At 41.4% G+C, this 21,543-nt stretch carries 26 protein-coding genes and 2 tRNA genes; 20 read left to right on the forward strand and 8 right to left on the reverse strand.

The window, feature by feature from the left end:
* The first annotated feature begins 116 nt into the window (after positions 1-116).
* Together CLV93_RS13715 and CLV93_RS13720 are read left to right on the forward strand one after the other, a co-directional pair.
* The gene (locus CLV93_RS13715) at positions 117-650 is read left to right on the forward strand and encodes a DcrB/PsbP domain-containing protein (protein WP_106542781.1); all 534 of its coding nucleotides are present in this window, start codon (positions 117-119) and stop codon (positions 648-650) included.
* A gap of 133 nt (positions 651-783) precedes the next feature.
* A complete protein-coding gene (locus CLV93_RS13720) occupies positions 784-1,005 on the forward strand; it encodes a hypothetical protein (RefSeq protein WP_106542782.1) in 222 nt (73 codons plus the stop codon).
* Positions 1,006-1,094: 89 nt separating this feature from the next.
* On the opposite strand, the gene CLV93_RS13725 is transcribed toward CLV93_RS13720, so the two are convergent.
* Positions 1,095-1,167 (reverse strand) — tRNA-Gly (locus CLV93_RS13725).
* A gap of 315 nt (positions 1,168-1,482) precedes the next feature.
* Between CLV93_RS13725 and CLV93_RS13730 the strand changes: the two genes are divergently transcribed.
* The 3 genes from CLV93_RS13730 to CLV93_RS13740 are packed head-to-tail and all read left to right on the forward strand — an operon-like array spanning position 1,483 to position 4,384.
* Positions 1,483-2,619: a Re/Si-specific NAD(P)(+) transhydrogenase subunit alpha gene (locus CLV93_RS13730; protein ID WP_106542783.1), complete on the forward strand. Its 1,137-nt coding sequence runs from the start codon at positions 1,483-1,485 to the stop codon at positions 2,617-2,619.
* 1 nt (position 2,620) lies between these two features.
* Positions 2,621-2,935, forward strand: a complete 315-nt coding sequence (locus CLV93_RS13735) for an NAD(P) transhydrogenase subunit alpha part 2 (RefSeq protein ID WP_106542784.1) — start codon at positions 2,621-2,623, stop codon at positions 2,933-2,935.
* 9 nt (positions 2,936-2,944) lie between these two features.
* Positions 2,945-4,384, forward strand: coding sequence for an NAD(P)(+) transhydrogenase (Re/Si-specific) subunit beta (locus tag CLV93_RS13740; RefSeq protein ID WP_246187247.1), 1,440 nt, complete (start codon positions 2,945-2,947; stop codon positions 4,382-4,384).
* A gap of 55 nt (positions 4,385-4,439) precedes the next feature.
* Here the strand turns inward: CLV93_RS13740 and CLV93_RS13745 are convergent, their stop codons facing one another.
* From CLV93_RS13745 to CLV93_RS13765, 5 genes are all read right to left on the reverse strand, one after another.
* The gene (locus CLV93_RS13745) at positions 4,440-4,667 is read right to left on the reverse strand and encodes a hypothetical protein (protein ID WP_106542785.1); all 228 of its coding nucleotides are present in this window, start codon (positions 4,665-4,667) and stop codon (positions 4,440-4,442) included.
* On the reverse strand, positions 4,648-5,133 hold the full coding sequence (locus CLV93_RS13750; RefSeq protein ID WP_106542786.1) for a NifB/NifX family molybdenum-iron cluster-binding protein: 486 nt from the start codon (positions 5,131-5,133) through the stop codon (positions 4,648-4,650). The genes CLV93_RS13745 and CLV93_RS13750 overlap by 20 nt, the downstream gene beginning before the upstream one ends.
* A gap of 253 nt (positions 5,134-5,386) precedes the next feature.
* Positions 5,387-5,459, reverse strand: a tRNA-Thr gene (locus CLV93_RS13755).
* 70 nt (positions 5,460-5,529) lie between these two features.
* Positions 5,530-6,561, reverse strand: a complete 1,032-nt coding sequence (tdh, locus tag CLV93_RS13760) for an L-threonine 3-dehydrogenase (RefSeq protein ID WP_106542898.1) — start codon at positions 6,559-6,561, stop codon at positions 5,530-5,532.
* A 491-nt stretch (positions 6,562-7,052) separates the two neighbouring features.
* Complete coding sequence (locus CLV93_RS13765) at positions 7,053-8,390, reverse strand: MATE family efflux transporter (protein ID WP_106542787.1); 1,338 nt, start codon at positions 8,388-8,390, stop codon at positions 7,053-7,055.
* Between the two features lie 173 nt (positions 8,391-8,563).
* Here CLV93_RS13765 and rpsF point away from each other — a divergent pair, with 173 nt between their 5' ends.
* Genes rpsF through rplI form a run of 3 tightly spaced genes read left to right on the forward strand, consistent with a single transcriptional unit; the run spans position 8,564 to position 9,656 of the window.
* Complete coding sequence (rpsF, locus tag CLV93_RS13770) at positions 8,564-8,917, forward strand: 30S ribosomal protein S6 (protein WP_211297849.1); 354 nt, start codon at positions 8,564-8,566, stop codon at positions 8,915-8,917.
* 3 nt (positions 8,918-8,920) lie between these two features.
* Positions 8,921-9,190 (forward strand): 30S ribosomal protein S18, encoded by a 270-nt coding sequence (rpsR, locus tag CLV93_RS13775; RefSeq protein WP_025866281.1) that lies wholly within the window; start codon positions 8,921-8,923, stop codon positions 9,188-9,190.
* A gap of 19 nt (positions 9,191-9,209) precedes the next feature.
* Positions 9,210-9,656 carry a 50S ribosomal protein L9 gene (gene rplI / locus CLV93_RS13780; RefSeq protein ID WP_106542788.1) on the forward strand — a complete coding sequence of 149 codons (447 nt, stop codon included), beginning with the start codon at positions 9,210-9,212 and terminating at the stop codon, positions 9,654-9,656.
* A gap of 149 nt (positions 9,657-9,805) precedes the next feature.
* On the opposite strand, the gene CLV93_RS13785 is transcribed toward rplI, so the two are convergent.
* The gene (locus CLV93_RS13785) at positions 9,806-10,183 is read right to left on the reverse strand and encodes a RidA family protein (protein WP_106542789.1); all 378 of its coding nucleotides are present in this window, start codon (positions 10,181-10,183) and stop codon (positions 9,806-9,808) included.
* 569 nt (positions 10,184-10,752) lie between these two features.
* Between CLV93_RS13785 and CLV93_RS13790 the strand changes: the two genes are divergently transcribed.
* The 7 genes from CLV93_RS13790 to CLV93_RS13820 all read left to right on the forward strand — a co-directional run bounded on the left by CLV93_RS13790 (position 10,753) and on the right by CLV93_RS13820 (position 17,164).
* Positions 10,753-11,001 (forward strand): hypothetical protein, encoded by a 249-nt coding sequence (locus CLV93_RS13790; protein ID WP_106542790.1) that lies wholly within the window; start codon positions 10,753-10,755, stop codon positions 10,999-11,001.
* A gap of 138 nt (positions 11,002-11,139) precedes the next feature.
* Positions 11,140-12,057 carry a hypothetical protein gene (locus tag CLV93_RS13795; RefSeq protein ID WP_106542791.1) on the forward strand — a complete coding sequence of 306 codons (918 nt, stop codon included), beginning with the start codon at positions 11,140-11,142 and terminating at the stop codon, positions 12,055-12,057.
* Positions 12,058-12,200: 143 nt separating this feature from the next.
* Positions 12,201-13,115 (forward strand): hypothetical protein, encoded by a 915-nt coding sequence (locus CLV93_RS13800; RefSeq protein WP_106542792.1) that lies wholly within the window; start codon positions 12,201-12,203, stop codon positions 13,113-13,115.
* A 29-nt stretch (positions 13,116-13,144) separates the two neighbouring features.
* Positions 13,145-13,564, forward strand: a complete 420-nt coding sequence (locus CLV93_RS13805) for a curli production assembly/transport component CsgF (RefSeq protein WP_106542793.1) — start codon at positions 13,145-13,147, stop codon at positions 13,562-13,564.
* Positions 13,565-13,569: 5 nt separating this feature from the next.
* The gene (locus tag CLV93_RS13810; RefSeq protein ID WP_211297850.1) at positions 13,570-14,964 is read left to right on the forward strand and encodes a CsgG/HfaB family protein; all 1,395 of its coding nucleotides are present in this window, start codon (positions 13,570-13,572) and stop codon (positions 14,962-14,964) included.
* 54 nt (positions 14,965-15,018) lie between these two features.
* On the forward strand, positions 15,019-15,597 hold the full coding sequence (locus CLV93_RS13815) for a hypothetical protein (RefSeq protein ID WP_106542795.1): 579 nt from the start codon (positions 15,019-15,021) through the stop codon (positions 15,595-15,597).
* Between the two features lie 58 nt (positions 15,598-15,655).
* Positions 15,656-17,164: a carboxypeptidase regulatory-like domain-containing protein gene (locus tag CLV93_RS13820; protein WP_106542796.1), complete on the forward strand. Its 1,509-nt coding sequence runs from the start codon at positions 15,656-15,658 to the stop codon at positions 17,162-17,164.
* Positions 17,165-17,515: 351 nt separating this feature from the next.
* Here the strand turns inward: CLV93_RS13820 and CLV93_RS13825 are convergent, their stop codons facing one another.
* Complete coding sequence (locus CLV93_RS13825) at positions 17,516-18,304, reverse strand: CsgE family curli-type amyloid fiber assembly protein (RefSeq protein WP_106542797.1); 789 nt, start codon at positions 18,302-18,304, stop codon at positions 17,516-17,518.
* A 237-nt stretch (positions 18,305-18,541) separates the two neighbouring features.
* Here CLV93_RS13825 and CLV93_RS13830 point away from each other — a divergent pair, with 237 nt between their 5' ends.
* From CLV93_RS13830 to CLV93_RS13850, 5 genes are all read left to right on the forward strand, one after another.
* On the forward strand, positions 18,542-18,946 hold the full coding sequence (locus CLV93_RS13830) for a hypothetical protein (RefSeq protein WP_106542798.1): 405 nt from the start codon (positions 18,542-18,544) through the stop codon (positions 18,944-18,946).
* 5 nt (positions 18,947-18,951) lie between these two features.
* Entirely contained in the window at positions 18,952-19,137 is a 186-nt protein-coding gene (locus tag CLV93_RS13835) for a hypothetical protein (protein WP_106542799.1), read from the forward strand.
* Between the two features lie 12 nt (positions 19,138-19,149).
* On the forward strand, positions 19,150-19,773 hold the full coding sequence (locus CLV93_RS13840) for a trimeric intracellular cation channel family protein (RefSeq protein WP_106542800.1): 624 nt from the start codon (positions 19,150-19,152) through the stop codon (positions 19,771-19,773).
* A complete protein-coding gene (locus CLV93_RS13845; RefSeq protein WP_106542900.1) occupies positions 19,763-19,996 on the forward strand; it encodes a DUF3820 family protein in 234 nt (77 codons plus the stop codon). Before CLV93_RS13840 ends, CLV93_RS13845 begins: the two co-directional genes overlap by 11 nt.
* Positions 19,997-20,122: 126 nt before the next feature.
* Positions 20,123-21,481, forward strand: coding sequence for a fasciclin domain-containing protein (locus CLV93_RS13850; protein WP_106542801.1), 1,359 nt, complete (start codon positions 20,123-20,125; stop codon positions 21,479-21,481).
* The last annotated feature ends 62 nt before the right edge of the window (positions 21,482-21,543 follow it).

Below are 21,543 nucleotides of genomic sequence, written 5' to 3' on the forward strand. Positions count from 1 at the left end.
CCAAATTATAAATCCAGACCGTTTGGCAGCGTTCAAATTATCTTAAATTTTCTTAATACTGTCACGTTTTCCCGGTAAGGTTCATCATATTTGTATCATCAAAATTCAAAAGACTCATGAAACAACTGGCAACCATATTTGCTGTTTTTACATTATTACTTTCAAACGCTTTCGCTGAAACTCCTTCAGGAGATGACATACAATTCTTAAAAGACGGGGTATCATTCAGTCTTCCAGCCGACTGGAAAATTATTTCGGATGAACCCGTAGGTAAAGACGGACACTATTTTTCGGCAGAGCATAACACAGAAGATGCCACTGGTGTGATTACCGTTACCTGGCTAAACGCACATATAGAACCGGATGTGGTGATCGACTCGCACAAAAAAAACATGCGGGCCGCCGATATTTACCAGCAGCCGGGTATTGAATTTACTGCCATCGAGCCTGTCACTTTTGCCGGACGGAAGGCTTATCGCTCAAAATATGCCACTTTGGTCAACGGTGACAAAATGGAAGGTGAAATTATCTGTCTGAATTGTGAAGGAAAAACCATCAGCTTATTCATGCAGAGCGGACTGGATGACAAGAAAGCAACCGAGGCGGCATTTTTACAGTTGGAGCAGACTTTTGGCTGCCGCGAAGAATAATTGTTGTTTTTCGTCAAACCAACTTTCCATTTTTCTGTTTTTAGAAACAGACACCGACCTATTTTGGCAATCTATAAACCAGCTGGATTCCAGACAAAAACCCAATTTTCATTATTAAAAATGAGGAAAAGTTATGGAAACAGTTTGGGATCACCATCCAACAGCCGCGGAAATTGAAGAGCTCTCGCTGATATCGCAGGAGGAATACATGCGGGTCAATCAGGAAACAGTCAACCTCGATCTTTTTCTGCTATTCAGCCACCGGAAAGAAAATGGGAAGGCGGCAGTTTATTTTAACCGCTTAAGCGAAGAAACAAAACAGCTTTTTATTACGCAAAGCGATTTCGACTGCTAAATACAAATGTAGACTGGAGGCTTTTAGTGAGCAGCGGCCAAAGAAAAAGCCATTTACAGCGACAACCGTTGTAAGTGGCTTTTTTCATGAGCGGCAAACGAGATTCGAACTCGCGACCCTCAGCTTGGGAAGCTGATGCTCTACCGACTGAGCTATTGCCGCCTTTAAAATGAACAGGGCAAATGTACTTTTTTTCGTTTGTGTTTTTCCATGTTTTTCTAAAAATACTCCTTCTCTGTAACCATTTTTTCATTTCAATTTCATAAAAAGCAGTCTGTGCGGAACTTTCTTTCCTTGTTATACGAAAAAGTAATTATCATCATTTAACCATTCCTTTCAACTTCTCTGTTCATCAAATATTGATTATTGCTTTTTCAGGGAATTTCGAAACCTGCGATTTCCTGTTATACAATATATTGTCAAACCGAATGAAAACTAGTACGTTCATAAAGAAACTATCCATTAAATAGGCAACTTATGATAATTGGATTACTGAAGGAGACCGGTTCAGAGAAACGGGTCGCCATGTTACCCGAAGTTGTTTCAGGCCTCATAGAACGAAAAGTGGAAATTTTCGTCGAGGAAGGGGCCGGTGAAACAGCTTACCAAAATGATGAAAGTTATAAAAAGGCTGGTGCCCAGGTTGTATCACGGAAAGAAGTTTTGGAAAAAGCGGAAGTCCTGATACAAATTCAACCTCCTGAGACCGATTTAGTTGAAAGTCTGAAAAAAGAGCAGATATGGATTAGCCAGTATAATCCGCTCTGGAATACCGATTTGGTAAAGGCTTTCATTTCGAAAGGAATGGTCAGCTTCAGTCTTGATTCGGTTCCCCGGATTACACGTGCCCAGGCGATGGACGTTCTGTCGTCGATGGCAACGGTTTCGGGTTACAAGGCTGTATTGGAAGCTGCTTCTCTCCTTCCCTCTTTTTTCCCGATGTTCATGACAGCTGCCGGAACCATCCGCCCGGCCAATGTACTGATTCTTGGTGCCGGCGTTGCCGGACTGCAGGCCATTGCGATTTCCCGCAAGCTGGGGGCTCAGGTTCAGGTTTTCGATGTGCGTTCGGCCGTTAAAGAGGAAGTTATGAGCCTCGGCGCTAAATTCGTTGAAGTGGAAGGCGCCCGAGAGGATGCCGCTGCTGGCGGCTACGCGGTTGAACAAACCGACGATTTCAAAAAAAGGCAGCAGGAAGCCATCAATGAAAAAGCGATAAAAGCTGATGTTGTTATTGGGACGGCGCAAATTCCTGGTAAGAAGGCCCCTGTTTTAATTCCTAACGATGTGGTAGAAAAAATGAAGCCCGGATCGGTGATCATCGATTTGGCCGCTTCGACAGGTGGAAACTGTGAGCTTTCGAAAGACAACGAAATAGCCGAACATCATGGTGTGCGCATCGTGGGACAGTCCAATTATCCTGCTCAAATGCCTGTGGATGCCAGTAAAATGTTTGGCAAAAACCTCTCCAATTTTCTCGCTCTCATGATTGATGAAGAAGGTCAGCTTCAGCTCGATTTTGAAGACGAGATTATCAAGGGAACCTGTATAACCCGCGATGGTGAAATCATTAATGAGCGGGTAAAGTCGATGTTGGACAGTAAAAACGAATGATATGGAACAAGTATTAGTTTATTTCTATACCTACAAAGAAGTCATCTTTATCATCGCCCTTTCTATTTTTCTTGGTATTGAAGTGATTTCCCATGTGCCGTCGGTGTTGCATACGCCACTCATGTCGGGTGCCAATGCTATTAGCGGTGTTATTATCATCGGGGGAATTATCCTGGTCGGTCATGCCGATACCAGCCATATTTCTACCGAACTGGTGCTCGGCATTTTGGCCATTATTTTCGCCACACTCAATGTGGCCGGAGGTTTTGTGGTGACGGACAGAATGCTGGAAATGTTTAAGAAGAAAAAGAAATAAGCGATCGATATGGATAAAATTATCGGAACACTAAACGGTACGCCCTTTACGATGGGCGAAACCCTCCTTCAGCTGAGCTATTTGCTGGCTGCACTATTATTTGTTTACGGATTGAAATTACTGAGTCATCCTGAGACGGCGCGCCGCGGAAACATCATTGCCGGCGCCGGTATGCTGCTGGCCATGATTTCGACAATGTTTCTGCATAAAAATGCCGACGGACAAGGTATCGCATTAACGAACATCTGGATCATCATCATATCGATTGGGGTTGGAACTGTCCTTGGCTGGTACATTGCCCGGACGGTGAAAATGACTGCCATGCCACAACTGGTATCGTTCTTCAATGCCACCGGAGGTTTGGCATCGGCACTGGTTGCGCTACTCGAATTTCCACACGCCGACATCACCGATGTGCGGCTTGTTTTGGTCACACTTTTGGGGCTCGTCATCGGTAGCATCGCTTTCAGCGGTTCAATGATAGCTTATGGTAAACTTGACGGAAAAATCAAGGATATTCGCGCTGGGATCATGAAGTATGTGAATATTGCGCTCCTCATTTTTGTAGTAGCCATGTTTGTATACATGCTCGTATCCGGGAAAAGCACTCAAGAACTTGGATGGGAACTTTATGTCCTGTTCGGTATATCCCTGCTTTACGGCGTTCTGTTTGTGATGCCGATTGGAGGCGCCGACATGCCCGTGGTTATCTCGTTACTGAACAGTTTCACCGGTATTGCAGCTGCGATGGCAGGTTTTATCTATAACAACCAGGCGATGATTCTCGGCGGTATTTTAGTTGGCTCGGCCGGAAGTATTCTGACCGTACTGATGTGTAACGCCATGAACCGCTCGTTACTGAATGTGATTGTGGGCGCTTTTGGCGGCGGTCCCTCTTCCGCGCAAGCCGAAGGTGGTACGATGAAGGAAATTACGCTAAGCGACGCTTCCATCCTGTTAAGCTATTCGCAAAATGTGGTTATTATTCCCGGTTACGGACTAGCCGTTGCCCAGGCACAACATGTTTGTCACGAGCTTGACCAGTTGTTGTCGTCGAAAGGCGTCAATGTGCGGTACGCCATTCACCCCGTTGCAGGGCGTATGCCCGGCCATATGAATGTGTTGTTGGCAGAAGCGGATGTTCCTTACAGCCAGTTAGTCGAAATGGACGACATCAACCCGGATATGCCAAGTACTGACGTCGCGGTAGTGATTGGTGCCAACGACACCGTCAACCCGGCAGCATTGAACGATCCGGGAAGTCCCATTGCCGGAATGCCGATAATACACGCACATGAAGCGAAGAACATTATCGTTATGAAGCGTGGACGAGGAAAAGGTTATGCGGGGATTGAAAATCAGTTATTCTTTGGTGAGAAAACACGATTACTTTTCGGCAACGCTAAGGACTCGTTGCAGGCACTGGTTAATGAAATTAAGAGTTTGTAACTAATCGTGATATAAAAAGTTCCCGGATTTGCTTCGAGGCTTATTCGGGGATTTTTTATTCGTCAAACCAGGGATCCATAAAAAGATTGGTATTAGCATAGATATCCAGATTTTGATACCTCAGGATTTCCTCCAGTTGACTTCGTAATATTTTTCCTTCCGGGAATTGATGATGATCCGCTTCCCATTTGTTTAATTCATTGAGGGCTTCACCGTAGCGCTGTTCTCCAATCAATTGGGAAATACGTTCATACTTCTCCCGGTTAGTTTCTTTCGGATTCATCAAAAAACATTTTACGATGCACCGGCTTATCCTGCCTTACTGAAGATTTCAGGATTCCCTGATTAATCTGAAAAAGCTGAAACGAACCAACGTGTTTGCGGCGTTCCTCTGTCAGCCAACGAACGTGTTTTTGCAGAATTTCCAACACTTCTACAGGAGAATCGAGCGAAATAATGACTGGAATAAAATATTGATTGATCCTTTTCAGGTTACCACCAAACTTTTTGGAAACAAGAACATCAACCTCTTCACCCCGGAATAAGCTTGTCAACAACCGGGCCTTTTCCGGGGAACCGTGAGCGATACTATGCTGCAATTCTTTTGCAGGATTCGATATTTCCCGGTGGAAATTTATTTTGCCTTCACAATAGTCATATAGAAGGTATTTATCCGCATCACCAAAATGTTGCGGTTCAAAAATATGTTCGTTATTCACAGCTAAAGCAAAACGCAAGTTCGATTTCATAAAGTCTGATTTTTACGGTTGGAAGCGTTGTAATATCAGCTCAAATCCAATTCAGGTCATTCTAAAGATAATAAAGTGCATGAACATATGTTCCTTTAAGAAGAAAACCTTTCCAACATTTACATGCAGAAAACAGAAAGCCTGAAAAATAACCAAGGATACGATTAAAGGATACCAGACCAGAGACAAAATGTGTAGAAGATGACAAACAAAAAAAGTCTGCTGAATATTCAACAGACTTTTCTTTCACGAGAGCCACTCATGGGACTCGAACCCACGACCTGCTCATTACGAATGAGCTGCTCTACCAGCTGAGCTAAAGTGGCGATTTTCGGGTGGCAAATTTAGCAAAATTGGCATTTACTACAACACTCCCCTACCCGAAAATAGATGTTTTTAGTCTTCCCAGTCGAGAATAATTTTTCCGCAGTTTCCTTCTTCCATGATTTCGAATGCTTTCTGGAATTCGGTATAATGGAATCTATGTGTAATAACCGGAGAAATATCGAGGCCTGAAAGCAACATTTTTTCCATTTTATACCAGGTTTCATACATCTCCCGACCGTAAATTCCCTTCAGGGTAATTCCCTTAAAGATGACTTTATCCCATTCAATTTGTGTGGTATCAGGCAAGATTCCCAACAAAGAGATTTTACTGCCATTGTACATGTGCTTAATCATGGTATCGAACGCAACGGGCGAACCTGAAACTTCCAATCCAATATCGAACCCGGATACCATGCCGTTATCGTGCATCGCTTTTTCCAGGCTTTCGGTACGCGGATCGATAACCTGGGTTGCACCCATTTTCATTGCCAATTCGCGACGGTAAGGGCTTAATTCGGTACCAATCACGTTTCGGGCGCCAACAAATTTACTTACGGCAATCGCCATACATCCGATGGGACCGCCAGCTCCGGTAACCAGGACATCTTCACCAATCAAAGGAAATGAAAGCGCTGTATGAGTAGCATTGCCGAGCGGGTCCATGATAGAAACAATCTCATCAGGAATCCGGGCGTCAATTTTCAGCACGTTTTCCGAAGGGACAACTACATATTCAGCAAATCCACCATCACGATTCACACCAATTCCCACTGTATGGTCGCAAATGTGCTTCCGTCCGCGACGGCAGTTCCGGCAATATCCGCAAGCGATGTGACCTTCTACTGTTACCCGCTCTCCAATTTCAAAATGAGTTACTTCATTGCCTTTGTCCGCAATTACGCCAACATACTCATGTCCGATGGTCATCGGGGTCTTAATGGTTTTCTGCGCCCACGCATCCCATTTATATATATGCAAATCAGTTCCGCATACGGCCGACTTTTTTATTTTGACCAATACTTCGTTGACCCCCACTTCCGGGATGACAACATCTTCGAGCCAAAGGCCCTTTTCCGGTTTGCTTTTTCTTATTGCTTTCATGAATTTCTTCTTTATCTGATGATTGACTTTTTTTCTACCAGTCCGGACAGATTTGTATAAATCCATTCGCGGAGACAATTAAGTACCTCCTTTACAAAATAAGGCAATTTGCCGATCCAAATCGCTAATAAAAGTCATTTATTGAAAGCAATCACGCTGAAAAAAAATGAACAAATGACCGTAAATCGTTTGTATTCAAGACAAATTGGTCTTCTATACCACATATGCTGAAAAACATATCGCTGATAAAAGTCATATTATTCACTGTTTATGTGAACGTTAAACACATTCTACAGGATCAAATGGAGAGTAATTGTTTTAATTACATTAACATTTTTAACAAAAATTAATAATTAGTGCTAAATTAGCTACTGCTAAACCTGATGAGCATTTTGATTGAATCTGAAGGTTCAGACCTTTTACTAAAACCACAACATTTTCTGACCTAGCTATGCTAAACTAATGAAGCGGGAACTTTCTTCTTCCCGCTTTTATTTTACAATGTGCCGGATGTTGTACCGAATGCGGATGTAAAACAATATTCCGGCGGAAGCCAAACCAGCCAGAAAGCCAATCCAGATCCCTGCCGCCCCAACGTTCAGAACGAATGCAAACAAGTAACTGACTGGTATGCCAATTACCAGGTATGAAATACCAGCCATGTACATCGGATACTTTACATCGGCCATTCCTCGCAAACATCCCAGTGAGACAACTTGCAATCCGTCGAAAATCTGGAAGAAAGCTGCAACAATCAACAAAATAGTTGCCTGATGAATGACCGTCTTATCGGGCGTAAACAGAATCGGAAGAAAATTCCGAAAGACAATAAATACAACTGCCGAGAATCCCATGAAAAGTAAAACCAGATGGCGCGAAGCTTCAATAGCCATCCGCATTTCCTTAAGGCGATGTGCTCCCATCCAGTTACTCACCCTCACTGTTGTTGCCATGGCAATTCCATTGGAAATCATAAAAGTCATAGTTGCCAGTCCCAATGCAACCTGATGCGCTGCGAGCGGAACGGCTCCCAACCATCCCATCATGATTCCGCCAAAATTGAATGCAACGATTTCGAGTACCAGTTGTATCCCAATTGGTAAACCAATTTTAAGCAATTCAACCATCTTCTGTACACTCGTTTGAACCGAAGGAAAGAACAGTAGGTATTTTCTGAAATTACCTCTGAAATAGAGTAACAAAGCCATCAAAACCGGCATGGCCATTCGGGCGACTAACGTAGCATAACCCGCTCCCAGCAATCCCAAGGCCGGGAATCCTACTTTACCATAAATCAGGATATAGTTCAAAAGAATGTTTAGCGCATTGGCGGTGAGCGTTACCACCATGGCAATATGAGTATTTCCTAACCCTTCGGCGAATTGTTTCAACGTAAAGAACAACAAAAACGGCAACATGGAAATGGTTAATACCCTAAAATACGGAATCGCCAGGGCAACCACGTTGGCGGGCTGTCCCATGTATGGCATCAAATAAGAAACTCCCCACGAAGCAGAAGTCAATACTACCGTGAAAGCAAAATTCAACCACAGACTGTTCTTAAAATATATCGCCACTTCGCGGAAATGGTTGCGACCAAATGATTGCCCCACCAAAGGCGTAAGACCAAATGTTATTCCCATCCCCAACATCATCACCAGGTAAAAAAGGTTGCTGGCGAACGAGGCAGCTGCCAGTTCCGGAGTGCCGACATGACCGACCATCACTGAATCGGCCAGCTGTACTACCACCTGTCCTGCCTGCGAAAGCATCAAGGGAAAAGCAAGGTGTAATATATTCTTATAGTACGATCGGTAATTCCGGAACATAGGCCTCTTTGTTTTCGGCCTCAAAAGTACGACACTTTACTGAATAAACTGAAGTGGCTTTCATTAGCACAAAACGGAAGGTAAATGAACTGACACAATCTTTGATTTCATACAAATAGTTCCTATATTTGCGCGGTTTTAAAACATGTTATTATTAATAAAACTGAAACAGTATGTTGAATCAGTATGAAACCGTTTTCATTGCAACTCCCGTTTTATCTGAAGCCCAGATAAAGGAAGCGGTTGAAAAGTTCAGAGAGCTGATTACCGGCAACAACGGTGAATTGCTCCACGAAGAACACTGGGGATTAAAAAAACTGGCTTACCCCATTCAAAAAAAATCGACTGGGTTCTATCACCTTTTCGAATTTAAAGCCGACCCGGCTTTTATCAACAAGCTCGAAACTGAGTTTCGTCGCGACGAGCGTGTCATTCGTTTCCAGACAGTAAAACTGGAAAAATATGCCGCAGAGTACAGCGAGAAGAGAAGAAACAAAGTAAATGCGAAAAAAGAAAAGGAGAACTAAACTATGGCAGGTAATACAAGCGAAATCAGGTATCTGACCCCGCCGTCAGTCGAAATCAAAAAGAAAAAATACTGCCGTTTCAAAAAGAACGGAATCAAGTATGTTGATTACAAGGATCCGGAATTCCTGAAGAAATTCCTGAACGAGCAGGGTAAAATTCTTCCCCGTCGTATCACCGGAACTTCTTTGAAATACCAGCGTAAAGTAGCGCAGGCTGTAAAAAGAGCCCGTCAGATTGCTTTGCTGCCTTATGTAACCGATTTGTTGAAATAAAAAAGGAGGAGGTAAGACTATGGAAATCATTCTGCTTCAAGACGTACCCCGCCTGGGTAGCAAAGATGATATTGTGAATGTAAAGGACGGTTATGCACGTAACTTCCTCATTCCGCAAAGACACGCTGTTGTAGCCACCGAATCGGCAAAGAAAGTACTGAGTGAAAATCAACGTCAGCGCGCTCACAAAGAAGCGAAACTGAAAGAGGAAGCTCAGGCAGTTGCTGCCAAACTCGAAGGCTTGAAAATCAGCATTGGTGCTAAAACAAGCACCACCGGAAAAATCTTCGGTTCAGTTAATAATATTCAGATTGCTGAAGCTCTTAAAGAAAATGGCTTCGACATCGATCGCAAACAGATTACCATTAAAGAAGACGCCATTAAAGAGGTTGGTAAGCATATTGCGAAAATAAAACTGCACCGTGAGGTATACTTCGAACTCGAATTTGAAGTTGTTTCCGAGTAAGTTTATATAACTTATAAAACATTATTATTGATTAAATTCTTTCCGAACATTACATTTTCAAACAACATAAAAGCCGTCAAAATTTTGACGGCTTTTTTTTTGAATATCTGTTTTGTCTGCTGAAACGTTCTTCGTTAGTGAAACATTTTTTACGATTTTACAGCAATAGTTTCAATCTCAACCAATACGCCAAGCGGCAATTCTTTTACCGCGAAAGCAGCTCTTGCCGGCGGATTTGTTTCATAGTACTTTCCATACACCTCATTCATGGCTTTAAAATTGGCCATGTCCGATAAAAAACAAGTTGACTTCACGACATCATCAAAGCCATAACCAGCGGCCTTTAAAATAGCTTCAACGTTTTTCATTACCCGCTCGGTTTGGGCAGTTATGCCTTCGGGTATTTCCTTTGTTAAAGAATTAAGCGGTATCTGCCCGGAAATATAAAGCGTCCCGTTTACTTCAATAGCCTGGCTATACGGGCCAATTGCTTCGGGGGCATTCGAAGTAGCAATAATTCTCTTCATATCGTTTTATTAGATTGAAATTTCCATTCGTCATGTAAATATAATACATACCCGGCATCAGAAATTCATAAAAGACAAGTTTCTGAAAAAGAATAAAAACAAAAATTTTATAGAAAAGTGAGGGGAAATTTACAAACGAAAGAATCCACGACAAGATTGAAGTCAGTTTAAAACCAAATGATCTTTTAAAACCCAAATACAAAAAACCAATCTTAAAACCGAAAACGACTGTCGTGGATTCAATTGCAATATTGGTAAACCCTGACGAAAAAAACAACAAATTTTGAGCAATTCTCTACCCCAAAACAAGCATTATTTCGCTTATTGAAAATCGATCAAAACAGTCTTCATCACTCCTACTAACGTATGTTTTTGAAAAATATTTTGCAAAAAATGATTTTTTTTCACATTTCCGAAAGCGGCGATTTTATTGGGTTATAGCCTATCCTTCGATGTCCGATAGCCACTTTTTTATAAAATTTCTTGTCAAAGATCTTGACACGTAAGGTTAGACTTTCGTAACTTGGCGTTACCAAATACAAAACAAAAACCAATTTTAAAACCAGGTTATGACAAAGCATCTAACGGTGCTGGTTCCTAAATTCTTGGTCAACACTTCCTCCTTCCCCCAGGAAATTGCCCAGTATGGAAACCAGTTGAAAAATGAAGGTTTCGAGGGTCACCCCTCCAGCCATCGTAACGGTGGGAAAAACAATCCGAATACATTAGGGAGAATTGAAGATGCCATTGCCTACTTTGTTTTTGATGGTCTGTCTCGACTAGTGAACACTACAACTTTTTTACTAAAAAATAAATAAGTTAAAAAATTCTTCCGAGCTCTTGCTTTTTAGAATTGATGTTCATAAATTGTATTACGTTAAAATGGATTAAATCTTAATAAAGATACTTAAAACCCAAAATCTCCTTTTTATAAACCAATCTTAAAATTGAAAATTATGAAAAAAGTAATTTTACTCTTAGTAGCTGTAATGATCAGCAGTGTGCTTTGGGCACAAAACCAGTATGCCGATGCAACTGTAAAACAACTCGGTGACAACAACAAGGCCTTTGTCGATCAAAGAGGCGCATACGGCGGTGGTTGGTATTACGAGGCCGGTAGTGGTACCGATGCAACAATCAAGGTGCATGGAGATAAGAACAATACAGCAATCCAACAGTTCGGAGAAAAGAATGTTGCTGGTCAAGACATCCGTGTTGGAGGGTCTGCTTGCGATGGCTTTTATGCATCATTGGTAGGGGCCAAATTTTCTGAAAGTGTTTCTATCAAGCTTTGTAAAGTAAAATTGGCTTGCTGCGAAAAAGTAGGCGGAGGTTCCTTTGAAATTGATTCAAAATCGCTGTTTCCAGGTATTTATGTAACTGGTGATAAAAACAAAGCATCTATCTATCAGGATGGTACAAAGAATCTCGCTGGCATTAAAATCGTAGGCGATCACAACAAAGCTGGTGTCAAGCAAGTTGGCGAAGAAAACATGGCTTCTCTGAAGATTAATGGTGACCACAACACTTCGCTTATCGAGCAACAAGGTGAAAATGGTGGTATGAACTTGGCTATTGTTAAGCTCAATGGCGATCACAACAAATCAACTATCTATCAACGTGGATGGAACAACGAAGTAGCTCAGAAAGTTAAGGGTGACCGTAATATTGTATCTGCTAGTCAAATTGGATGGTATGACGGAGTTTACGGTGGAGGAAACCTGGCTATTCAGAAAGTTGTTGGTAATGACAACGCACTGCTGCTCGACCAACAAGGTCCTGGAAACAAGAGTGTACAGATTACCACAGATAACATGAATAACTCATGGGTAGTTCAGCACGGTTCTAACAACCAATCCTTGGTTCGTCAGTAATAGTAGATTTAAATTTTTCTCCAAGGTTAGTTTTCGATCCAATTTTCAAAAGAATTCTTAAAAAATAAATCATAACTGATTTTGGGTCTTAGCTGCCTGCTTCGGCAGGCAGCTTTTTTATAATGAAAATTAAATCAAGATTCATGAAAGTTTCCGTCATCATCACACTATTAACTTTAATCAACGTGCATCTTTATGCGAAAACGGCTCAAGATGAAAAGAAGCCTACTATTTTGTTTGCACCTAACTGGAAAGTCAATACAACAGTTGTGTATAAAGGAGAAATACAACGTTCAATAAAACGTGATGATTATACATGGACGGGGCAATACACTAGTAATCAAACATTGACAGTAAAAGCTAAGACAGATTCTAGTTATACCGTTAACTGGGAGGCAGCGGGGTTTCCCATTAATGTTTTTCAAGAATTTCCTGGACCGATGTATGACTGGTTTCAGGAATGGAGCGAAGGCAAAAAACTAAATTTAAAAATCCGTTTTAGTAATTTGGGGGTTCCGGTAGCAGTAGAAAATATTGATTCGGTACGCTCTTTCTATCAATCAATGGTCGATGAATTTATAAAAGAGTTAGCTTCCCGCGATGTTTCGCCGCTAAATAAAGATCGGGTTAAGCAATCCCTACTAAATATGAAAACCTTAGTAATACCGTCAGACGCTTTTCCCCAAGTTTTTATCAGCAATTTTAATTTACTGTTTCCACTGTACGGAAAAACCTTTTTTGCGAATCAGAACGAAAAAATCACGGATTACCGAAAGTTACCTACCATGGGGTTTGCAGTTCCCATCCAAATTCACACCCAACTGTCCAAAGAACCCAATAACATTTATCAGTTGACCTCTAATCAAGCGCCACTGCCTTATGACAAATGGCGAATTAGACCTTCGGGTTATTCTTCAATAGACTTTGACTATACCGATTCATTGGACTTCCAATACGATGCGGTAAAACAATGGATAAATTATGCCAAACATTCGATGAATTTTCATCGCAATAACTTTTCAGATAATTTCACTATTTCATACACTAAAGTGAATTAATTTTAGTTAATTAGTATAAAAAGAGCAATATGAAGAGGTTAATTATAATGTGTTTCTTGGCGTTTCCACTAATGGCTGCTGCACAAGATTTTGTTTATACACCAGTAAATCCGGCTTTCGGGGGGAATACATACAACTACAGTTGGTTGATGAGCTCAGCTGATGCACAAAAAAAACAACCGTCTTCTTCAACAAGTTCGGCACTGGACTTATTCAACCAATCGCAGACAAGTCTGAGTGATTTCACCAACAATTTAAACAGCCAGATTCTTAATCAGCTGTCATCCCGTATCCTGCAAGATCAATTCGGCAATTTCAGTTTGCAAAACGGTCAATACAACATTGGCAATTATCAAATTGATATCAAGCAAGGGACGCAAGGCATTGATATCAATATTTTAGATACTCAGACCGGGGGACAATCCAGTGTGACCATTCCCAATCAATAATTATTTTGACCATATTTAATCGATCTTCCCCCATGAAAAAAATCGAATCTGCCATCATATTGACTCTTTCGCTGGTTTTGACTTCGTGCAATGCCTACTTTAATCAACCCATGGCACCAACACCTGCCCGTATCGGACAGGAAACTAAAGTTACCTCACAATTTGCTGAGCTACCTGCCCCTGAAGAACCCATTGTTGCAGCGGTATATAAATTCAGAGATCAGACTGGCCAATACAAGGCTACCGATTACGGTTCCTCCTGGTCTACGGCCATTACACAAGGAGCGACCTCCATTCTACTCAAAGCATTGGAAGACTCGAAATGGTTTGTCCCTATCGAGCGGGAAGGCTTGGCCAACCTATTGAATGAGCGAAAAATTATCAATTCAAGCCGGATGAACTACTCACAACAATCCGGGCAAGAAGAGCCGTCGTTACCTCCTCTTCTGTTTGCTGGAATCATTCTGGAAGGGGGCATCATATCTTATGATTACAATATTTTAACGGGCGGGGCTGGAGCCCGATATTTGGGTATTGGAGCTGACACAAAATATAGAGAAGACCGGATCTCTATATATTTGAGAGCGATTTCAACTAATAGCGGAAGAATATTAAAGTCAGTAAATGTAACAAAACGCATTATATCTCAAGAAGTCAGCGCTGGCGTTTTCAAATATGTGGCAACGAACAAATTACTGGAAGCAGAAACAGGCTTCACTTACAATGAACCGACCGATATTGCTGTAAAAGAAGCCATTGAAAAAGCAGTTTTGGATTTGATCATGGAAGGCGTGTTTGATGGTCTTTGGAAATTGAAGAATCCGGCTGATGTGGAAGCGCCAATTTTTACGCAGTACCTCCATGAAAAAGATGAAGATCAACAAGAAAATTTCTGGGGTAATAAACTGCAGCAGCGAAGAGATAAGTTCTCGCTTAACTTTGCTGCGAATGCCTATCAGTTGCAGAGTGACTGGGGGAAAACAAGCCTGACGGGTGGCGGTACTGTCGGTATTTCTTTCTTACCGAAGAAGCGCACTTCATTTCTTAATTTTTCAACGGGAATAGGAAAATTAAAAAGTGGGAAGGATTTTGAGACCACAGCACTCAATAGCGAGCTTAACTACGGGATTAATTTGTTTCCGAAACGTTCATTTACCCCCTATTTTTCGGCCGGAGTGGGTGCTACTTACACCAATGATTTTTATCCGTACATAAAGGGTTCGCTTGGGATGGAGTTCTTACTTCATAATAATGCGGGGCTCTTCATGGAGATGAGTAGTAGTTATTTGCTGAACGACAATCTGGATGGTATCAATCACGGATACTTCAACGATTATTTTCTGGGTGCCAGGGTAGGACTCAACATCTATCTCGACTTCAAAAAGCAAAAACAGAAGTAGGGAGTTAATTGACAATATTCCTGACTTTTTGTAACTTATGTAAAAATGAGCGCTATGAAAAAATTTACAATCATATTTATCATATTGGGGTTGACGATGGTCTCAATATGTTCGCGGGCCCAGGACAATAACCGGGAGAAGCAAGATGAGAGTATTCATCAGCATCAGATGATGCAGCAGATGTTTATCAACGAGCAGAAGGCATTACAAAATATGTCTTTGCAAACTCAGGTTAATCAAAAAGGTAATAACAATAATGCCTTAATCAATGATCAATCAGTACAATCGAATCTGAATTATACATCCATCAATCAGGAAGGCAACTACAATAATACTCAAATACAGCTCGATGGAAAAAATTTACGAACGAATACAATGCAAAACGGTAACTACAACAACATTGATTTAAACGTTGGAGGTAATGACATTACTTCGTCGATTGTTCAATATGGAGATAACAACAATTATATTAATCATTTTTCCAATTTCTCATCGGGAAATAAAAAGTATAATATTCAACAGCAAGACGGTGCCCAATTATATATTCAGGAAAATTACTTTAACCGGATAAACGGCATTTCCGTTAAGATGAAAGGTGATATGAAGCTGCTTCTCAAAAATGGTGGCAACTAAAATTTTACCGAATGGTTCGTACTGTATTATTCACTAATATCTAACCCCCTCAGAGACAATGAAAAAATTCTCCTCATTTAAGCTTCTTTTCGTTATTGCTTTGCTTTTAAGTCTATGGCGATGTAAGGAACAACCCTACGATGTTGTCCAATATGGATCGCTTGAAGGAGTTATTTTGAGCGAATACGACGATAAACCAATAAATGGAGTAAAGATTACAACTTCACCAACTTCTGAAACCGTTTATACCGATTCGGTCGGACATTTTAGTATCCCGGAAGTAGAGTCTGGTGACATTACGGTAACAGCTTCCCGTGACGGATATCTGAATTACACCGAAAAACTATCAATCACTGAAAGCGAAACCAGCTCGATAAGTATGTACTTGACCAAAGATAGTACTTCAAATCCGGCTGATGACGTAATGACTTTGACATCTCCGTTGGATGGATCCGTTGACCAGCCTGTTAACCTGACTTTTAGCTGGCATTTTAATGCAACTACTTACAAAAACACGCCAATCGATGTTAGTTTGGTAACAGTAAACACAGCTACGTTGGAAGAAAAAACATGGATTGCCAATACGACTGATACCACCTATACGGTGCAAGGGCTAAAATACAATTCAACTTACCTTTGGTATCTGAAGGTGGAAGCAGATGGAGCTTTCATTGGGAATACCCAATTCCAGCGGATTCAAACGCAGGCTGTCCCTAAAAACCTTTTGGTATATGCCAAGGTATTTAATAATAATTACGAGATCTTCTCATACGATAGCACCACCCAGATAAACTATCAGCTGACAGATTATCCATCCAGAGATTGGTATCCAAGAAAATCGCCAACCGAAAATAAAGTAGCTTTTGTTTCGGATCGGGATAATTCCAATCAGATTTATACGATGGACATGGACGGGCGCAATGTTACCAAAATATCACAATTGTCGGTAACCGGATACAACAACAACGGTACCGGTTTTGCCTGGTCACCGGATGGCGGGTACATCATCTACCCCCACAACAATAAGCTCATAAAAATCAATAAAAATGGTTACGACAGCCAGGTATTGGCTACTGCCCCGGGCGGACGTGATTTTTGGAAATGCGATTGGTCCCGCTACGGCCACAAAATTGTAGTGCAGACTGTGGGAGAAAATATCTATGATTCGGAAATCTATATCATGGACGACGACGGTAGTAATATGCAGTTACTGGTTGCAAACGAACCTGGAAGAACCGATTCTCCAACGTTTTCGTTCGACGGCAATACGGTTTACTACACGCATGATGCTGGAGGGGTAGATGCACCAGATGGATGGCAAAAAGATGCCCGATTATACCAGATTAATATAGATGGGACCAGTCTGCAGGAGATTAATATCGGCAAAGCGGCTGGTGAATCTGTCTATAACCCACATATCTTGAATGCCGGAGTTGGATTGGTATACTCTCTGGGGATTCCGGATGGGCCTAAAACCATTTACCTGTCTTATTTACAGACCAACCCAGATGGAACTATTTCAGGAACGAACCAATCGATTATTGCCGGAGAGATGCCGGATTGGTAAGAAAAAATTAATCAATAATAATAATAACGATTATATAAAAGGGGCTTTATTAGCCCCTTTTTTGATATGCTTATAGAATATGAAACAGGTAACTTCGTATAATCTGGACTTTAAAGTATTCTGCACGCATCGAATTAGTATATAATATTCAACGAATCTGCAATAAGCTATTAAGGTGAGCGTTGCAAATACGGATCAGTAAATTCAACTTAGATATAGTAAAGAGGCTTTAAATACTGAAGGAAAAAATTCATTGCCAAAACAACAGCAATAGCCTTTGGGACGAAACGCAATCCTTCATCGACTGAAGCAGCCGCCTAATTCTATTTTTCTGTAGTTCAAGATGGAGCATCAATATATTCCGTTCCCCATCATATCCGGATCTTGTAATGTCTGCGAAACATTCTCTCTCTGTTTCAGGTAATCTTGAACCTGTCCAACGGCATAATCAGCATATGCATTTATGATCTCCTCTCGTGGCGATAAATACGAAGAAAATACTTCATCGTCATTTACATAAATAGACACCATCACCCGATTCATTCGGGGTGGACTCTCTTTGATAAAAAGAGTATAATCTTTTGCGTCAACAGGTGCTACCCATTTGGAATAAAAAGCCTCGTAAAAATCGCGTCCGACCTTCGAAAGCGTCTCATCCACAACCAACCCATCAATCTCAACACTCAATGACTCCTCACTCTCCTTTTGCTTCTGCTCGTTGAGCAATGCTACCAGTTTTTCGAGCATCATTTTTTGGAACGCTTTCTGGCGAAAGGTCAAATTACCCAACTTATTTAAGGTCGAATCAGGTGCGGCTGGCAATTGCTTTGATGGCACTGAAGGAAGAGGCTTTAAAGCAAGAAGCACTTTTACCCCATCAACATAAATTGTGTCAGGGTAAGGCCTTTGGTTTAAAATTTCATCAACATGTTTTTTCCATTCAGCACCATAAGTATCCGGAACCTTGTATAGTGCGGAACGGGAAGCCCCATCAATAGTGCTATCTTGATCGACAACTTGAGGAGTAGTAATTCCTACCAATGAATTACTTGATAATAGTGTCTGAGATTTGGCCTGAATATTTAATATCAGCAAGAAAAATGCTGCGAGGTAAAAATATTTTTTGAGTTCTTTCTTCATAACACATCTGGGGGTTATCTGGCTTCAAGTTACTACAAAATATCGTTAAATTCAATCATTGAAGGCATCCCTTTCCCTCTAAAAACACGGCGAAATAGAAGCACTATTTTTCTTTTCCAGTAGCTTCGCATTTCACTACAAACGAAATATTCTTCCCTGTTGGTATAACCCGTATCGAAAATCTGACTTTAGCACGAATCAAAAATTTGCTTATTTTCACCAATTAATTAGGAAAGTATGTCGGATACGATTGATATAACAGGGCGATGGCTGTTCTCGGAAGATTTTGGCTATGGTACCGATAGCGGATACGTCGATTTGGAACAAAAAGGTTCCAGATTATCGGGGACACTTCAGTTTGCCGAGCAGATAGAAGGTGAAGAGACATTTATTGTCCGACAGGAAATTTACGGAACTGTTACCGGCCGTATCGTTTCAATGAAGTCCAAGTCATGTGAAATTCTCTTCAATAACCAGGATATAACTTATGAGCTGGATTCCTGGAAAGGAAAAATTACCGATGAAGGGAAAATTACCGGGAATAGCATCGACGACGAAGGAACAACGGGCAGATTTGTTATGGAACGGGTTAACGTCCAGACTTCCCGCTCTTCTGACGATATTTCATTTGGAATAAACTAATCCATATGCCTAATAAAAGCTCTAAAAACTGTTTTGTTTGTCAGGCATCGGAGGAAGAAAAACTACTGCTGATCCATCCCCAGGTGATGTTACCCGTATGTCTGGATTGTCACAATACAGATGCTGAAAAACAAAAGGTTGACGAACTGCTGGAAGGATTGGCCGACGGTTTCGTCTGCGGCTGCATCTGATACTAACTTACCATGATTAATTTTCTCGATTTAGCCGGTACATTCGTATTTGCTGTGAGCGGAACCCATACCGCTATGCAGAAACGATTTGATCTCTTCGGAGCCCTTTTTATTGGTTTTGTTACAGCAGTTGGTGGCGGAACGCTTCGGGACATTTTGATCGGAAACACTCCGGTATCATGGATGAAGGACATCAACTATTTCTATATCATCGTAGCAGCAGTTATTTTTACCATCCTTTTCAGGAACTTTGTTCAAAAGCTCAGGAAAACGCTTTTTCTTTTCGATACCATCGGCATTGGTGTTTTTACAGTCATCGGACTTGAAAAGGCACTTATGATTGGAATTCCCATCCCTATGGCCATTATGATGGGTGTCGCCTCGGCAGTTGCCGGCGGTATACTTCGCGATGTTTTCAGTAACGAAATTCCCCTCATTTTCCATAAAGAGATATATGCTACTGCTTGTTTTGCCGGTGGAGTTCTCTTCATTATTCTATACAAGTTTACATCACTTTCCGAATCATTTACCGTGCTATCGACGATATTGGTGATCATTACCATCCGCATTTTAAGCGTGCGTTTTAACTGGTCGCTACCCCGATTGCCCAAACATCATGAAAGCCATGGAGATTAATGCCGAACAGCAACGCCAGGAGTTACTGGAGCTTGCTCGTACCCGCATGCCCTTTGGAAAATATAAAGACCGGCTACTGGTTGATTTACCCGAACCTTACCTGGTATGGTTTAAACAGAAAGGCTTCCCAAAAGGAAAATTAGGAAGGATGCTTGAGTTGATGCTCGAAATTAAAATCAATGGTCTGGAATACATAATCAGAAAAATAAACAAGCATTTTTAACACTGAATATCAATACATTGCCTATTTTTGTTTAATTATTTTCAATTATTCTTAAACATTTTGACATCCTCATGCGTATTACATGCAGAATGAAAACGATTTACGTCTAATCAAACACTGCATGTTATGAAAGCAATTAAAATTTCAAGACTTTTAGTCACGATGTTGGTTTTAGGTTTTGTCTTTATGTCCTGTAAAGACGATGATGATAATACCACCACGGTAGAGCAACCACAAATGGAACAAACCATTGCTGAAAAGGCAATCGGAACTGAAAACTTAAGTAGCCTCGTTGCAGCACTTCAGGCTGCCGACTTAGTTGATCCTTTCACCAAATCGGGAAACTATACCGTTTTTGCACCTACTAACGAAGCGTTTGCACAATTTTTGACTGACAACAACTTTGCCTCTTTGAGTGAAGTACCTAAAGAAGTACTCGCCAATGTACTACTCTACCATGTAGTTAACTCGCGCGTGATGTCGTCTGATTTATCGGCCGGATACTCACCATCCATGTTGCCGGCATCCGAAGACAATTACGTGAGTTTATATTTCCCTGAAGGAAATGTTACGCGAATTAATGGATACTCGAATGTAACAACAGCTGATATTGAGGCCAGCAATGGTGTGATTCACATCGTCGATAAAGTGCTAACGCCTCCAACGGTCGTTGACCATGCTGTTATGAATTCTTCCTTTTCATCGCTGGTAGCTGCTGTTACCAAAGCCAGTTTAGTAGATGCTTTAAACGATGGTGAGAATCTTACCGTATTTGCACCAGTTGACGCTGCATTTGCATCGCTTCTGTCGGACCTTGGTTTGTCAAGCCTTGATGACCTGACAGCTGAAGATTTAACTCCCATTTTGCTTTATCATGTTCTTGGAACAAGCGTTCCTGCGGCCAGTGTAGCAGAAGGATACGTTCCTACCCTATCGATGGCCAATGATAACAATTTGAGTTTGTATATCCAGCTGATGGATGGAAATGTGATGCTGAATGGCCAATCGAACGTGGTAGCAACCGACGTATTTGGAACCAACGGCGTAATACATGTCATTGACAAGGTGATTTTGCCTCAGACAATCGCTGACTTCGCTGTTTCCAATCCCGCATTTTCACAGCTGGTGGCTGCGCTTTCACAAGCCAATCTTGTCGACGCATTTAATGGTTCCGATGTTTACACGGTTTTTGCCCCGGTAGACGCAGCTTTTGACGCACTTTATTCTCAGCTCGGAATTTCGGGAGCAACCGACCTGACTGCTGAAGATTTGACTCCGATTCTTACAGCTCATGCGGTAAACGGTAATGTACTCTCGAGCACACTCACATCAGGCTCAGTGCCTACTCTTAATTCGAACAAGTCGCTGGATATCGCTGTCGCAGAGAGTGGAGTAACCATTGATGGAGACATCAACGTAGTAGCCACTGATGTACAAGCCACCAACGGCGTTATTCACGTCATCGATAAAGTAATCGTTCCCTAATATATAAACGTTTGGTTGATCAATGTAAGGGCCGGAAATCTCTTCCGGCCTTTTTACTCAAA

The organism is Prolixibacter denitrificans (assembly GCF_003014495.1).
In the GTDB taxonomy this organism is placed as follows: domain Bacteria; phylum Bacteroidota; class Bacteroidia; order Bacteroidales; family Prolixibacteraceae; genus Prolixibacter; species Prolixibacter denitrificans.

Bases quoted from the DNA above. Each gene is read 5' to 3' on its own strand.
- rplI (WP_106542788.1), top strand. From the start codon at position 9,210: ATGGAAATCATTCTGCTTCAAGACGTACCCCGCCTGGGTAGCAAAGAT.
- CLV93_RS13835 (WP_106542799.1), top strand. From the start codon at position 18,952: ATGCCTAATAAAAGCTCTAAAAACTGTTTTGTTTGTCAGGCATCGGAG.
- CLV93_RS13805 (WP_106542793.1), top strand. From the start codon at position 13,145: ATGAAGAGGTTAATTATAATGTGTTTCTTGGCGTTTCCACTAATGGCT.
- CLV93_RS13840 (WP_106542800.1), top strand. From the start codon at position 19,150: ATGATTAATTTTCTCGATTTAGCCGGTACATTCGTATTTGCTGTGAGC.
- CLV93_RS13765 (WP_106542787.1), bottom strand. From the start codon at position 8,390: ATGTTCCGGAATTACCGATCGTACTATAAGAATATATTACACCTTGCT.
- CLV93_RS13730 (WP_106542783.1), top strand. From the start codon at position 1,483: ATGATAATTGGATTACTGAAGGAGACCGGTTCAGAGAAACGGGTCGCC.
- CLV93_RS13750 (WP_106542786.1), bottom strand. From the start codon at position 5,133: ATGAAATCGAACTTGCGTTTTGCTTTAGCTGTGAATAACGAACATATT.
- CLV93_RS13790 (WP_106542790.1), top strand. From the start codon at position 10,753: ATGACAAAGCATCTAACGGTGCTGGTTCCTAAATTCTTGGTCAACACT.
- CLV93_RS13830 (WP_106542798.1), top strand. From the start codon at position 18,542: ATGTCGGATACGATTGATATAACAGGGCGATGGCTGTTCTCGGAAGAT.
- CLV93_RS13850 (WP_106542801.1), top strand. From the start codon at position 20,123: ATGAAAGCAATTAAAATTTCAAGACTTTTAGTCACGATGTTGGTTTTA.
- CLV93_RS13825 (WP_106542797.1), bottom strand. From the start codon at position 18,304: ATGAAGAAAGAACTCAAAAAATATTTTTACCTCGCAGCATTTTTCTTG.
- CLV93_RS13720 (WP_106542782.1), top strand. From the start codon at position 784: ATGGAAACAGTTTGGGATCACCATCCAACAGCCGCGGAAATTGAAGAG.
- CLV93_RS13800 (WP_106542792.1), top strand. From the start codon at position 12,201: ATGAAAGTTTCCGTCATCATCACACTATTAACTTTAATCAACGTGCAT.
- tdh (WP_106542898.1), bottom strand. From the start codon at position 6,561: ATGAAAGCAATAAGAAAAAGCAAACCGGAAAAGGGCCTTTGGCTCGAA.
- CLV93_RS13735 (WP_106542784.1), top strand. From the start codon at position 2,621: ATGGAACAAGTATTAGTTTATTTCTATACCTACAAAGAAGTCATCTTT.
- rpsR (WP_025866281.1), top strand. From the start codon at position 8,921: ATGGCAGGTAATACAAGCGAAATCAGGTATCTGACCCCGCCGTCAGTC.
- CLV93_RS13740 (WP_246187247.1), top strand. From the start codon at position 2,945: ATGGATAAAATTATCGGAACACTAAACGGTACGCCCTTTACGATGGGC.
- CLV93_RS13820 (WP_106542796.1), top strand. From the start codon at position 15,656: ATGAAAAAATTCTCCTCATTTAAGCTTCTTTTCGTTATTGCTTTGCTT.
- CLV93_RS13715 (WP_106542781.1), top strand. From the start codon at position 117: ATGAAACAACTGGCAACCATATTTGCTGTTTTTACATTATTACTTTCA.
- CLV93_RS13745 (WP_106542785.1), bottom strand. From the start codon at position 4,667: ATGAATCCGAAAGAAACTAACCGGGAGAAGTATGAACGTATTTCCCAA.
- CLV93_RS13815 (WP_106542795.1), top strand. From the start codon at position 15,019: ATGAAAAAATTTACAATCATATTTATCATATTGGGGTTGACGATGGTC.
- CLV93_RS13845 (WP_106542900.1), top strand. From the start codon at position 19,763: ATGGAGATTAATGCCGAACAGCAACGCCAGGAGTTACTGGAGCTTGCT.
- CLV93_RS13785 (WP_106542789.1), bottom strand. From the start codon at position 10,183: ATGAAGAGAATTATTGCTACTTCGAATGCCCCCGAAGCAATTGGCCCG.
- rpsF (WP_211297849.1), top strand. From the start codon at position 8,564: ATGTTGAATCAGTATGAAACCGTTTTCATTGCAACTCCCGTTTTATCT.
- CLV93_RS13795 (WP_106542791.1), top strand. From the start codon at position 11,140: ATGAAAAAAGTAATTTTACTCTTAGTAGCTGTAATGATCAGCAGTGTG.